The 13,360-nt window shown below is 62.2% G+C and carries 10 protein-coding genes; 9 read left to right on the top strand and 1 reads right to left on the bottom strand.

From position 1 onward, the window contains the following. The first annotated feature begins 28 nt into the window (after window positions 1-28). The 8 genes from J2045_RS11320 (at window position 29) to J2045_RS11285 (ending at window position 7,843) form a co-directional block, all read left to right on the top strand. Window positions 29-1,087, top strand: coding sequence for an ABC transporter substrate-binding protein (locus tag J2045_RS11320; RefSeq protein WP_307373297.1), 1,059 nt, complete (start codon window positions 29-31; stop codon window positions 1,085-1,087). 98 nt (window positions 1,088-1,185) lie between these two features. Continuing rightward, complete coding sequence (locus tag J2045_RS11315; RefSeq protein ID WP_307372814.1) at window positions 1,186-2,076, top strand: ABC transporter permease; 891 nt, start codon at window positions 1,186-1,188, stop codon at window positions 2,074-2,076. Then, window positions 2,073-2,855: an ABC transporter permease gene (locus J2045_RS11310; RefSeq protein ID WP_102022030.1), complete on the top strand. Its 783-nt coding sequence runs from the start codon at window positions 2,073-2,075 to the stop codon at window positions 2,853-2,855. The genes J2045_RS11315 and J2045_RS11310 overlap by 4 nt, the downstream gene beginning before the upstream one ends. A gap of 12 nt (window positions 2,856-2,867) precedes the next feature. Continuing rightward, window positions 2,868-3,920 carry an ABC transporter ATP-binding protein gene (locus J2045_RS11305; RefSeq protein ID WP_307372809.1) on the top strand — a complete coding sequence of 351 codons (1,053 nt, stop codon included), beginning with the start codon at window positions 2,868-2,870 and terminating at the stop codon, window positions 3,918-3,920. 75 nt (window positions 3,921-3,995) lie between these two features. After that, window positions 3,996-5,039: a zinc-dependent alcohol dehydrogenase family protein gene (locus tag J2045_RS11300; RefSeq protein WP_307372806.1), complete on the top strand. Its 1,044-nt coding sequence runs from the start codon at window positions 3,996-3,998 to the stop codon at window positions 5,037-5,039. A 102-nt stretch (window positions 5,040-5,141) separates the two neighbouring features. Then, on the top strand, window positions 5,142-6,299 hold the full coding sequence (locus tag J2045_RS11295) for an ABC transporter substrate-binding protein (protein WP_307372803.1): 1,158 nt from the start codon (window positions 5,142-5,144) through the stop codon (window positions 6,297-6,299). A 69-nt stretch (window positions 6,300-6,368) separates the two neighbouring features. Then, on the top strand, window positions 6,369-7,238 hold the full coding sequence (locus J2045_RS11290) for a PP2C family serine/threonine-protein phosphatase (RefSeq protein WP_307372801.1): 870 nt from the start codon (window positions 6,369-6,371) through the stop codon (window positions 7,236-7,238). A 74-nt stretch (window positions 7,239-7,312) separates the two neighbouring features. After that, entirely contained in the window at window positions 7,313-7,843 is a 531-nt protein-coding gene (locus J2045_RS11285) for a GNAT family N-acetyltransferase (protein WP_307372799.1), read from the top strand. 205 nt (window positions 7,844-8,048) lie between these two features. Here the strand turns inward: J2045_RS11285 and metH are convergent, their stop codons facing one another. Then, entirely contained in the window at window positions 8,049-11,804 is a 3,756-nt protein-coding gene (gene metH / locus J2045_RS11280; protein WP_307372797.1) for a methionine synthase, read from the bottom strand. A gap of 158 nt (window positions 11,805-11,962) precedes the next feature. On the opposite strand from metH, the gene J2045_RS11275 reads away from it, so the two are divergent. After that, entirely contained in the window at window positions 11,963-13,219 is a 1,257-nt protein-coding gene (locus tag J2045_RS11275; protein WP_307372795.1) for an AGE family epimerase/isomerase, read from the top strand. Window positions 13,220-13,360: the final 141 nt, after the last annotated feature.

Raw genomic sequence — 13,360 nt, 5'->3', positions numbered from 1 at the left:
ATTCCTGTCGCTCACGACCGCACTGGTCATGACGAGCTCGGCTGTTGCTTACGCCGAGCCGAGCGCCGAGCTGATCGAAGCCGCCAAGAAGGAAGGCATGCTGACCACCATCGCCCTGCCCCACGACTGGTGCGGCTACGGCGCCGTGATCGACGCCTTCAAGAAGAAGTATCCGGAAATCACCGTCAACGAACTGAACCCGGATGCTGGTTCGGCTGACGAAGTCGAAGCCATCAAGGCCAACAAGGACAACAAGGGCCCGCAGGCTCCTGACGTCGTTGACGTCGGTCTCGCTTTCGGTCCGCAGATGAAGGCCGAAGGCCTGCTGCAGCCTTACAAGGTCTCCACCTGGGACGAAATCCCGGACAACATCAAGGACGCTGAAGGCTACTGGTACGGCGACTACTACGGCGTCATGTCCTTCCTGGTGAACAAGGACCTCGTCACCAACACGCCGAAGGACTGGGCCGATCTGACGAAGCCGGAATACGCCGGTCAGGTTGCTCTCGCAGGTGACCCGCGCGCTTCCAACCAGGCCATCCTCGGCGTTCTCGCAGCCGGCATGGCATCGGGCGCAGCTGCCGGCAAGGACGCTGGCGAAGCCGGTCTGAAGTACTTCGCCGAACTGAACAAGGCCGGCAACTTCGTTCCGGTCATCGGCAAGTCGGGCACGCTCGCACAGGGCGCGACCCCGATCGTCGTCATGTGGGACTACAATGCGCTTTCGGCCCGTGACACGCTCGCTGGCAACCCGCCGGTCGAAGTCGTCGTTCCGACGTCGAGCGTTCTGGCCGGCGTCTACGTCCAGGGCATCTCTGCTTACGCACCGCATCCGAACGCTGCAAAGCTGTGGATGGAGCACCTGTACTCCGACGAAGGTCAGCTCGGCTGGCTGAAGGGTTACTGCCACCCGGCCCGCTTCAACGCCATGGTCAAGGCTGGCAAGGTTCCGCAGGACCTGCTCGACGCCCTGCCGCCGGCTGAATCCTACGAAAAGGCCTACTTCCCGACGCTCGAAGAAGTCGACGCCAACAAGGCTGCCGTTGTCGGCGGCTGGGACAGCGTCGTCGGCGCCAACGTCCAGTAAGTCGAGACCTTGATGTGCCGCCCCGATCTTGTCTAAGGTCGGGGCGGCGCTTGCATTTTAAGAAGATCCGTCGAGACGCGGACAGAGGGGCAGATCGAATGACGACAGAGGCGGTGAGCCAGGGCCATCAGGCACGGCCACGAACGAAACTTCCACTTCACTGGCTGGGCGTCCTGCCCTTCGCAGCCTTCGTGATACTCTTCCTGATCATGCCGACCATGAAGATCGTCATTGGCGCATTCCAGCGTCCAGACGGCTCGTTCACGCTCGACAATATCGGTGGGCTATTCACGCCTTCGATCATGGCGGCCTACTGGATCTCCATCAAGATCAGCCTCGCCTCGGCCATTCTCGGCTGCCTCATCGGCTTCGGCGTTGCCGCAGCCGTCGTGCTTGGCGGTCTGCCGCAGTGGATCCGCGGCCCGCTCCTGACCTTCTCGGGCGTCGCCTCCAACTTCGCCGGCGTTCCGCTCGCCTTCGCCTTTCTGGCGACCCTCGGCCCGGTCGGCCTGCTCACCGTCTTCCTGAAGACCCAGCTCGGCATCGATCTTCGCCTGCTCGGCTTCAATCTCCTGTCTTTCTGGGGCCTGACAGTCACCTATCTGTTCTTCCAGATCCCGCTGATGATCCTGATCATCACCCCGGCTCTTGACGGACTGAAGCGCGAATGGCGCGAGGCAGCCTCGATCCTCGGCGCGACCAATGCGCAGTACTGGCGCCTCGTGGCCTTCCCGATCCTGCTGCCCTCGATCCTGGGCACGATGGCACTGCTTTTCGCAAACGCATTCGGCGCTGTCGCAACCGCGATCGCATTGACCGGCTCTTCGCTGAATATCGTGCCAATCCTGCTCTTCGCCCAGATCCGCGGCGACGTGCTGGGCGACCCCCATCTCGGCTACGCGCTCGCCTTCGGCATGATCGCGGTCACCGGTGTCGCCAATGCTCTGTATATCTGGCTGCGCGCCCGCAGCGAAAGGTGGCTGAAATGAAGCGCTTTTGGGCCTGGGGGGCCCTGATCTTCGGCCTCCTCTATTTCTTCCTGCCGCTGATCGGCATGACCAACTTCTCGCTCAAGATGCGGCGCGGAGAATATTCCTTCGACGCCTACGTCAAGGTTCTGACGGATCCGCGCTTCCAGGAAACCTTCACCTATTCGGTCACGATGGCGCTGGTTACCATCCTCTTCGGCGTCTTCCTGGTGGTCCCGACCGCTTATTGGGTACGCCTCAAGCTGCCGCGCCTCCGTCCCTATATCGAGTTCGTGACGTTGCTGCCGCTGGTCATTCCGGCGATCGTCATCGTCTTCGGCTATATCCGCCTCTACAACACCTCGAGCTGGCTGCCGCTGACGGGCTCTGCCTTCGGCACGGACGTGCTCCTGATGTTCGGCTATGCGACGCTCGCCCTCCCCTACATGTACCGCGCCGTCGACACGGGCCTGCGCACCATCGACATCGGCACGCTGACGGAGGCGGCCCAAAGCCTAGGCGCCGGCTGGTTCACGATCATCTCGAAGATCATCCTGCCGAACGTACTCGTCGCTGTGCTCTCGGGCGCCTTCCTGACCTTCGCCATCGTCATTGGCGAATTCACCATGGCAGCGCTCCTGAACAAGCCGGCCTTCGGACCCTTCATGCAGCTTCTCGGCGCCAACCGCGCCTATGAGCCGGCTGCACTCGCCGTCATCGCCTTCGGCATCACCTGGGGCTGCCTCGGTCTGATCCAGCTCGTGTCCCGCCTCCAGAAAACAGCCCCGCGCCAGGCCTGAGGAATTCTTTTCATGACCTTCCTGACACTCTCCCACCTCAAGAAATCCTTCGGCGCCACCCAGGTCGTGCACGACTTCAACATGGCGATCGAAAAGGGCGAATTCATCTCCTTCCTCGGCCCATCGGGCTGCGGCAAGACCACCGTCCTGCGCATGATTGCCGGCTTCGAGACGCCCTCGGGCGGCACGATCGAAATCGCCGGCAAGGACCAGACCTATCTCAAGCCGAACCAGCGCAATATCGGCATGGTCTTCCAGGCCTATGCCCTGTTTCCGAACATGAACGTCGCCGACAATGTCGCCTTCGGCCTGAAGATCTCAGGCATGCCGAAGGCCGATATCGACAAGCGCGTGAAGGAAATGCTGGCGCTGATCCATCTCGATCACCTCGCCGAGCGCTATCCCTACCAGCTTTCGGGCGGCCAGCAGCAGCGCGTGGCGCTTGCCCGCGCGCTTGCACCCAAGCCGCAGGTGCTCCTGCTTGACGAACCGCTCTCGGCGCTCGACGCCAAGATCCGCGTTTCGCTGCGCGAAGAAATCCGCCATATCCAGCAGCAACTGGGCATCACCACCGTTTTCGTCACCCATGACCAGGAAGAAGCGCTCTCGATCTCCGACCGTATCGTCGTCATGAATGCCGGCAAGGCCGACCAGATCGGCACGCCCTTCGAGATCTACAACCGCCCGACCACCCGCTTCGTCGCCTCCTTCGTCGGTACGCTCAACGTGCTCGAAGCTGTTGTGACCGACCAGAGCGCGGGCATCGTTCAGATCGGGGACAAGACGCTGGCGATCAAGGAAGCCATCCCGGCGACGAACGGCTCGACCATTCAGCTCGCAATGCGCCCGGAAGCCGGCACGCTCGCCAGCGCCGACGTGGCAACGGTTCACGGCGAAGTGGCGTCCAGCCAGTTCCTCGGATCGGTCATCCGGACCCGCATCAATGTCGGCGGCAAGACGCTCTCCTTCGACACCTTCAATGACCCGGGCATCAAGCCCCCTGTTGTCGGGGACACGGTCGGCGTGAAGATCGACCCGACTGCCTTGATCCTGCTCGCCGACTGAGGCAAACCGAAACGAACGGAAGAACGGTCTGAATGCCGCCCGCCAAGGCGGCATTCTCGCATTTGGAGGAAGCCCATGCGCGCGATGTATTACGAAGCCTTCGGAGCAGCGCCGGAAATCCGGACCCTGCCCGATCCGACGCCGACCAATGCGGGTGTGGTGATCTCCGTCAAGGCAACGGGCCTCTGCCGCAGCGACTGGCACGGCTGGATGGGCCACGATCCCGACATCAAGCTGCCCCACGTACCCGGCCATGAACTGGCCGGCACGATATCCGCCGTCGGCCGCGATGTCCGCCGATTCAAGGTGGGCGACCGCGTGACCGTCCCCTTCGTCTCCGGCTGCGGCCACTGCATGGAATGCCGATCCGGCAACAGCCAAGTCTGCGAGGAACAGTTCCAGCCCGGCTTCACCCATTGGGGTTCCTTCGCCGAATATGTCGCGATCGACTATGCCGACCAGAACCTCGTGCATCTGCCCGAAGAAATCAGCTACGAAACGGCAGCGAGCCTCGGCTGCCGCTTCGCCACCTCCTTCCGCGCCGTCGTCGACCAGGGCCGTCTTAAGGGTAGCGAATGGCTCGCCGTCCACGGCTGCGGTGGGGTCGGTCTCTCGGCGATCATGATCGGCGCGGCGCTGGGCGCCAATGTCGTGGCAATCGACATCGCCGAGGACAAGCTGGCGCTCGCCAGGGCGCTGGGCGCAACGGCCACGATCGACAGCCGCGCGGTCGCCGATGTCTCCGAAGCCGTGCGCGAGGTAACAGGCGGCGGTGCCCATGTCTCCGTCGATGCGCTTGGTCATCCCCAGACCTGCTGCAATTCGATCCTCAACCTGCGCCGCCGGGGCCGCCATGTGCAGGTCGGCCTGATGCTCGCCGATCATGCAACACCGGCGATCCCGATGGCCCGTGTGATTGCCCACGAACTCGAAATCTATGGCAGCCACGGCATGCAGTCCTGGCGCTACGACGCCATGCTGCGCATGATCCTCTCCGGCAAGCTCTCGCCGGAGCGCCTGATCGGCCGCCGCATCACGCTGTCTGAGGCAGCGCCCGCCCTCGCCACCATGGACAGCTTTCGCGAAAACGGGATCAGCATCATCGACAGGATGATCTGACCTCACGGCTTGAACGCCAGTTCGGTCCCTTGGTGTGATAGCGTTAACGCGTTTGTGCTGAAATTCAGCCTGCACGAAACCGGCAACGGATCGACAGCAGCAATGGTCAAGCAGACGAAAACGCCGGATATCACTGCTCAGCGCTTCGTGGCAGAGTTCATGCGCCTGAAGCGCGGCTCCGTCACGCGCCGGCATTTCCTCGCCGTCACCGGGCTCGGTGCCGCCGCCCTCTTGTTTGGCGGGGCTCGCCGCACCAGTGTCGCGACCTCCGAAAGCGCTCCGCTCGGCAAGAAGGTGTCGCTCGCCACCTGGCCCAACTATCACGATCCCCAGACCTTCGAGGATTTCACCGCCCGCTACGGCGTTGAGGTCGATGTCTCGATCATCGGCTCGAACGAGGGAACCTTCAAGGCGCTCGAAAGCGGGCGTGACTGGGATATCATCGTACCGACGCAATATGCGATCGCCCCCTATGTCCAGCGCGGCATGCTCATACCGCTCGATCTGCGTCAACTACCCAACTTCGACCTCAGAGCCCATTCAGACCGCTTCCTGAGACCCGGCGTGAAGGCCGGCGCGTTCTATGCAGTCCCCAAGAATGCCGGAACCAGCGGCATCGCTTACAACACCCGGCATCTCGATCCTGTCACAAGTTGGCGCGGCTTCTTCGACCGCGCTATGGCAGAAGCCTCAGGCAGAACGATCGTGCACGACTATCAGCTGACGGCAATCGGCGGTGCGCTCGTCGCCCTTGGCCACCGCTTCAACTCGCTCGACACCACCGAACTTGCCCGCGCGGAAGAACTGCTGATGCAGGTCAGGCCACATCTGCAGGCGATCGACAGCGATTACCAGCCTGCGATGCGGACCGGCGAAGCCTGGATGACGATGTGCTGGAGCAATGACGCCAGCCAGATGCATCGCGACGTGCCTGAAATTGCCTATGAGATCGCAACTGATGGCGGCGAAATCTGGACGGACTACTACGCGATCCCCACCTCTGCCCGCAACCGGCCGGCCGCCCACGCCCTGATCAACCACCTGCTCCATCCGGACATCGCCGCGCGCGAACATCTGGTTCACGGCGGTACGGTCACTGATAAACGCGTCCGCGCCCTCCTGCCGGAAGAGATCCTCGCAGACGATATCATCCACCCGGGCAAGGCAAAACTGACGGCGCTCGAATTCGGCCTCGCGGTGGTAATGACCGATCCCACCCGCGCCGAGATCATGAACCGCTTTCGCGCCGCCCGCGGCTGACGACCCTTTCTTGAGATGCTAGTCAGGACTGACCGGAGTGATCCGGCGCTCCAGTCTTTGAGGGTCCCCATGCCGCAAATCTCTGTTATCGACACTATCTCTGACCCCGGCAAGCAAAGTCGCCCAAACGAGGACCGCCTCGGCTACAACCGGCATGCCGCCTTCGTCATCGACGGCGCGACCGGCCTTGGCGACCGCCAGTTCATGGACGGCTACGGCTCGGATGCCGCCTGGATCGCAGAATTCGGCACCATGCGTCTGGCCGAGCGCCTCGACGCCTTAGCCGATCCGGCCACAGTCCTGCGTCAAATCTCCGAGGAAGCCCGCGACGCCTTCCTGGGCATTGCCGGCGACCAGCCCCGCTATGTCTGGCCGGTCTGCAGCCTGTCGGCCCTGCAGGCGACGCCGACCGGCTTCCGCTGGTTCGGCCTCGGCGACAGCTGCCTGTATCTCCTGCATGACGACGGCCAATCCGATTTCGTCATCCCGATCCCCGGCGCCTATGAATGGGAGCAGCACCGGGCCGCAGAGCACATCGCCCGCGTCGGCGGCATCGGGGCGGCAGGCGTTGCCAATGACGATTCGGAAACGCTGGAAGATCTGCGTCGCGGTCGGGCGCTGCAGAACACGCCTGATGGTACCACCTGGACCTTCGGTGTCGTTCCCGAAGCCGCAGATCACCTCGCCATGGTCGACGTACCCCTCCATGGCGGCGGCGCCACCGCCCTTCTCTGCTCCGACGGCCTCGCCGATCTTGTGGCCCTCTACAAGCTCTACGATCCCGCAACGCTCATCCAGCGCGCCGCAACGGCAGGGCTGAAATCGCTGGTCTCAGAGCTCCGCCACATGGAGCGGGAGGTCGACCCGGACGGCTTGAGATATCCGCGCTACAAGCAGAGCGACGACACAACGGCAATCCTTCTGAGGCTTGAGGCGTGAAGGCAATGAGCGGTCATCCTGCTGTGACAGAAGAAAACTAAACGCACCTCCGGGCCGGAACGAGGAGACGCCAAGTGATCGAAACCGAACGCCTTCTCCTTCGCCCGCCCAACACTTCGGATCGCTCGGCATGGACGGCATTCCTCTCTGATCCGGAAGTAACGCGTTTCATTGGCGGACCGCAGGATGAGGCTGGCGCTTGGCGCAATCTGTGCCTCTTTGCAGGTGCCTGGAGCATCCAAGGATACAGTAACTTCTCGGTCATTGAGAAAGCGTCTGGCCGATGGGTCGGTCGCGCTGGGGCATGGTTCCCGCCCGGCTGGCCCGGGCGAGAGATCGGATGGGCGTTTCATCGCGACGTCTGGGGAAAAGGATATGCGACGGAGGCTGCGACAGCCTGCCTTATCTGGGCGTTTGAGGAACTTGGCTGGACCGAAGCAATCCACGTCATTCACCCTGAGAACCTCGCCTCCATCGCCGTCGCAAAAAGGATTGGAGCGGTTCCCCAGGCATCCGGGACCGAAGAGAGAAATCTCGTCTATGTGAGTGGTAAGGAAGCCTTCGCCCTGAGGCAGGCCAAAGGCAGCAGGCGCGAAGGCAATTAGGAATCTGCCTCAATAACTTATCGCCGAATTTGGAATCGGCACTTGAGGCATCTCAAGTGATCTATGAGCCCCTCATCCCCCTGCCGGGACCTTCTCCCCGCAAGCGGGGAGAAGGGGGCAACACGTCAGCCGCATCGGCCTTCTCCCCGCCTGCGGGGAGAAGGTGCCCGAAGGGCGGATGAGGGGCCGTAGCACAAATCGATCCTCAGGCATCCGCCTTCGGCACATAATTCAACACCGGCCCCAGCCAACGCTCCACCTCGCGCACCTCCATACCCTTGCGGCTGGCATAATCCTCAACCTGATCGCGCTCGACCTTGGCGACGCCGAAATAATAGCTGTCGGGGTGGCCGATATAGAGACCGGAAACGGAGGAGCCCGGCCACATGGCATAGCTTTCCGTCAGCGTCACGCCGGTCGCCTCGGTCGCATCCAGAAGCGAAAACAGCGTCACCTTTTCCGTATGATCGGGCTGGGCCGGATAGCCCGGCGCCGGGCGGATGCCGGCATAGGTTTCCGAGATCAGTTCTTCCGGCGTAAAGGTCTCGTCCGGTGCATAACCCCAGAATTCGCGGCGCACCTGTTCATGCATACGCTCGGCAAAGGCCTCGGCAAAGCGGTCGGCCAATGCCTTGACCAGGATCGACGAATAGTCGTCATTCGCCCGCTCGAAACGCTCGGCAATCGCCACCTCCTCGATGCCGGCCGTCACCACGAAGCCGCCGACATAGTCAGGAACGCCGGTCTCCAGAGGTGCGACGAAATCGCTGAGGGCTACATTGGCCCTGCCCTCGCGTTTGGCGATCTGCTGGCGCAGCGTGAAGAAGGTTGCAAGTTCCTCCTTGCGGCTATCATCCTTGAACAGCCGGATATCGTCACCGACAGCATTGGCCGGCCAGAACCCGATGACGGCGCGTGGCCGGAACCAGTTTTCCTCGATGATCTTCTTGAGCATCGCCTGCGCATCGGCAAACAACTGCCGCGCTGCCTCGCCTTGCTTCTCATCTTCAAGAATGGCCGGATAGCGCCCCTTCAGCTCCCAGGTCTGGAAGAAGGGCGTCCAGTCGATATAGCGGGCGAGTTCGGCGAGGTCATAGGTCTCGAACACCTTGGTGCCAGTAAAGCTGGGCTTCGTCGGCTTGTAGCTGCTCCAGTCGAGCTTGATGGCATTCTCCCGGGCCGACGCCAGCGGCTGGCGCTGCTTTTCGGCTTCTGCGCGCGCATGGGCCTCGGCAACCTTGGCGTATTCGCCCTTGACACCCTCAACATAGGTCTCGTTGCCGTCCTCGGCCAGCAAGGCCGAAACCACGCCCACGGCACGGCTGGCATCGGTGACATAGATCGCCTGCCCCGCCTTGTATTGCGGGTGGATCTTCACTGCCGTATGCACACGGCTCGTCGTCGCACCACCGATCAGGAGCGGAATATTGAAGCCCTGCCGCTGCATCTCGGAGGCCACATGCACCATCTCGTCGAGCGACGGCGTGATCAGGCCGGACAGACCGATGACATCGACATTTTCCGCCTTCGCCACTTCGAGGATCTTGGTGGCCGGCACCATGACGCCGAGATCGATGATCTCGTAATTGTTGCAGGCGAGAACCACGCCGACGATGTTCTTGCCGATGTCGTGCACGTCACCCTTCACGGTCGCCATCAGCACCTTGCCGGCCGCCTGACGCTCGCCGGTGCCGCCATTCAGCCGCTTCTCTTCCTCCATGTAAGGAAGCAGCACGGCCACCGCCTGCTTCATCACACGCGCCGATTTGACCACCTGCGGCAGGAACATTTTGCCGGCGCCGAAGAGATCGCCGACGACATTCATGCCCGCCATCAGCGGCCCTTCGATGACATGCAGCGGGCGTTCCGCCTGTTTGCGCGCCTCTTCCGTATCAACATCGATGAATTCGGTGATCCCATTGACCAGCGCATGCTCCAGCCGCTTTTCGACCGGCCATTCGCGCCAGCTCATGTCCTGGGTGCGGGCCTTGGCCTCGCCCGTGCCGCGATAGCGTTCGGCGATCTCCAACAGGCGTTCCGTTCCGTCCTTGCGACGGTTCAGGACAACGTCTTCGCAGGCCTCGCGCAGATCCGGATCGATGCTTTCATAAACCGCGAGCTGGCCGGCATTGACGATGCCCATGTCCATGCCCGCCTGGATGGCATGATAGAGGAAGACCGCATGCATGGCTTCCCGCACCGGCTCGTTGCCCCGGAAGGAGAAGGAGAGGTTCGAGACCCCGCCCGAGATATGCACCAGCGGCATTTCCTGCCTTATCGTCCGCGTCGCCTCGATGAAGTCGACGCCGTAATTGTCGTGTTCCTCAATGCCGGTCGCGACAGCAAAGACGTTCGGGTCGAAGATGATGTCTTCGGGCGCAAAACCCGCCTCGTCCGTCAGGATGCGGTAGGCGCGGCGGCAAATCTCGACCTTGCGCTCGTAGGTATCGGCCTGGCCCTTCTCGTCAAAGGCCATGACGACGACGGCAGCACCGTAATTGCGGATGAGCTTGCCCTGGGCGACGAAATTCTCCTCGCCCTCCTTGAGCGAAATGGAATTCACCACCGCCTTGCCCTGCACACACTTGAGGCCGGCTTCGATGATCGGAAACTTGGAGCTGTCGATCATCACAGGCACGCGGGCAATGTCGGGCTCGGCGGCGATCAGGTTGAGGAACTCGACCATCGCCTTTTCGGAATCGATCAGGCCCTCATCCATGTTGATGTCGATGATCTGCGCGCCGTTCTCCACCTGATCGCGCGCCACGACCAGGGCTGCGGAGTAATCGCCTGCCGTGATCAGCTTGCGGAACTTGGCCGAGCCCGTGACATTCGTCCGCTCGCCGACATTGACGAAGGGAATATCCTTGGTCAGTTCGAAGGGCTCGAGCCCCGAAAGCGACATGAAGGGCCGATGCTCGGCAGGTTGGCGCGGCGCCCTGCCCTTCACGGCCTCCGCAATCGCGGCGATATGCGCAGGCGTCGAACCGCAGCAGCCACCGACGACATTGACGATGCCCTCTTCGGCAAAACCAGCCACGAGCGATGCCATCTCTTCCGGGCTCTGGTCGTAGCGGCCGAATTCGTTCGGCAGACCGGCATTCGGATAGGCCGAGATGAAGGTATCGGCGACACCGGACAATTCCTGCAGATGCGGCCGCATGGCGTCCGCCCCGAGCGCGCAATTCAAACCGACGGCAAAGGGCTTGGCATGGCGAACAGAGTTCCAGAAGGCCGTCGGCGTCTGGCCGGACAGCGTGCGACCGGAAAGATCGGTGATCGTCCCAGAGATCATCAGCGGCAGGCGAATGCCCTTGGCGAGAAAACGCTCCTCGCAGGCAAAGATCGCCGCCTTGGCATTCAGCGTATCGAAGATCGTCTCGATCAGGATGATGTCTGCGCCGCCATCGATCAGACCGTCGATCTGCTCGCCATAGGCAAGGCGCAAATCGTCGAAGGAGACGGCGCGATAACCGGGATTATTGACATCAGGCGAAATGGAGGCCGTGCGGTTCGTCGGCCCAATGGCGCCGGCGACGAAACGGCGCTTGCCGTCCTCACGCTCCGCACGCCAGGCGGCCCGGCGCACGAGTTCCGCGCCATGCCGGTTCAGGTCATAGACAGCCCCTTCCATCTCGTAGTCGGCCTGGGCGATGCGGGTCGAGGAGAAGGTATTGGTTTCGAGAATGTCGGCACCCGCCATCGCATAGCGGAAATGGATGTCTTCGATGGCGTTGGGCTGGGTCAGGATCAGGAGGTCGTTATTGCCCTGCTGGTGGCAGGCACAGCCGAGGAAGCGCTCGCCGCGAAAATCCTCTTCGGTCAGGCCAAGACCCTGGATCTCGGTTCCCATCGCACCGTCGAGGATCAGGATACGTTCGCGCGCCGCTTGCTTGAGCGCTTTCAAGATCTCCGCTCCGTCCCGGGCAGCACCGTCACGGCCGAACAGTTGATCGAGCATATGCGAAGTCTCCTATTGTGTCTGCGACACGCGCCAAATCACATAAAGACATCTTTATGTCAACATGCGATACTGTTGTGCGTGACTGCGGTCAAGCGGTGGCAGCCGGACCGGCGATCGGTTATAGAGGCTGCAACGATGCAGCCAGGGAGGAAGAAATGTCGGAAAATCAATCGCAGCAGTCGCCATCCAGCCCCTGGAGCGCCCGCCCCTACCACCGCAAATGGCTGCTGGCACAGGCAGACGGCCTGTTTGATTTCTTCTCCGGCTCGGCGATCAATCCGAAGGGCGGATTCTACGATCTGTCGCGCGACGGCAAGCCGCTTGTCACCGACAATCCCGCCCGGGGCATTCATGCCAGCGCCCGCATGGTGCATTGCTATGCCATCGGCCATCTGCTGGGACGCCCGGGCTCGGCCGATATTGTCGATCACGGCATGCGCTATCTCTGGGAACGCCACCGTGATGAGAAACACGGCGGTTACTTCTGGCAGGCCAACGACACTGGCGCTGCAGACGACACGAAGCAGGGCTATGGCCACGCCTTCGTACTGCTGGCAGCCTCTTCGGCCAAATGCGCCGGCCATCCGCTGGCTGACACCATGCTCGCCGATATCACAGAGGTGATCGATAAGAAATTCTGGGAAGAAAGCCACGGCGCAATCGCCGAGGAGTTCTCCTCCGACTGGCAGCCGGTGCCCGGCTATCGCGGCCAGAACTCCAACATGCACCTGACCGAAAGCCTGATGGCCGCTTTCGAGGCAACCGGCGAGCGGCACTACCTCATCAAGGCCGAGCGGCTCGCCGACCTGATCATCAACCGCCGCGCCCGCGAAGAAGCCTTCCGTGTCGCCGAGCATTTCGATGAAAACTGGCTGGTCGACCGCAATTATTACCATCCGAACGAAATGTTCCGGCCCGCCGGCACCACGCCCGGCCACTGGCTGGAATGGGCCCGCCTCATCCTTCAGCTCTGGGTGCTCGGCGGCAAGAGCCACGACTGGATGCCGGAAGCCGCGCGCGGCCTCTTCTTCCAGTCCATGGTGCTCGGCTGGGACAAGGACGGAGGCGGCTTTTTCTACACGCTCGACTGGGCAAACGCCCCCGAGAAACGGTCAAAACTCTGGTGGCCGCTCTGCGAAGGGGCTGCGGCTGCCCATTTCCTCAACCAGCATCAGGAAAGCGACTTCCACGAGGAGAGCTACCGCAAGATCTGGAACTACATCGCGGCCAACAATCTCGACCGCGATTTCGGCGGCTGGTTCGAGGAACTGACCGAAGACGGCAAGCCTTCGAACAGCCTCTTCCCCGGCAAGGGCGACATCTACCACGCCCTCCAGGCCTGCCTCATCCCGCTCTTCCCGGCAGATGGCAGTTTGACCAGCATGATCGCTGAACACCCGCTCGACGTCTGAGCAACAACAAGACCAGCAAACGCAAAAAGGGCCGGAAAACCGGCCCTCAGACTGCTGACAAACCCCTGGTCACATCCAGGGGTTTATGATTCACTGGGACATGTTGAAGAAACCTGCTCCCGAACAGACGGCTCTTGAGAT

It is taken from the genome of Peteryoungia aggregata LMG 23059 (assembly GCF_030814435.1).
GTDB lineage: Bacteria > Pseudomonadota > Alphaproteobacteria > Rhizobiales > Rhizobiaceae > Allorhizobium > Allorhizobium aggregatum.
This window is presented reverse-complemented; position numbering and strand designations above follow the sequence as displayed.

Excerpts from the sequence above, each read along its gene's own strand:
- J2045_RS11320 (WP_307373297.1), top strand. The coding sequence starts at position 29 with ATGACGAGCTCGGCTGTTGCTTACGCCGAGCCGAGCGCCGAGCTGATC.
- J2045_RS11315 (WP_307372814.1), top strand. The coding sequence starts at position 1,186 with ATGACGACAGAGGCGGTGAGCCAGGGCCATCAGGCACGGCCACGAACG.
- J2045_RS11310 (WP_102022030.1), top strand. The coding sequence starts at position 2,073 with ATGAAGCGCTTTTGGGCCTGGGGGGCCCTGATCTTCGGCCTCCTCTAT.
- J2045_RS11305 (WP_307372809.1), top strand. The coding sequence starts at position 2,868 with ATGACCTTCCTGACACTCTCCCACCTCAAGAAATCCTTCGGCGCCACC.
- J2045_RS11300 (WP_307372806.1), top strand. The coding sequence starts at position 3,996 with ATGCGCGCGATGTATTACGAAGCCTTCGGAGCAGCGCCGGAAATCCGG.
- J2045_RS11295 (WP_307372803.1), top strand. The coding sequence starts at position 5,142 with ATGGTCAAGCAGACGAAAACGCCGGATATCACTGCTCAGCGCTTCGTG.
- J2045_RS11290 (WP_307372801.1), top strand. The coding sequence starts at position 6,369 with ATGCCGCAAATCTCTGTTATCGACACTATCTCTGACCCCGGCAAGCAA.
- metH (WP_307372797.1), bottom strand. The coding sequence starts at position 11,804 with ATGCTCGATCAACTGTTCGGCCGTGACGGTGCTGCCCGGGACGGAGCG.
- J2045_RS11275 (WP_307372795.1), top strand. The coding sequence starts at position 11,963 with ATGTCGGAAAATCAATCGCAGCAGTCGCCATCCAGCCCCTGGAGCGCC.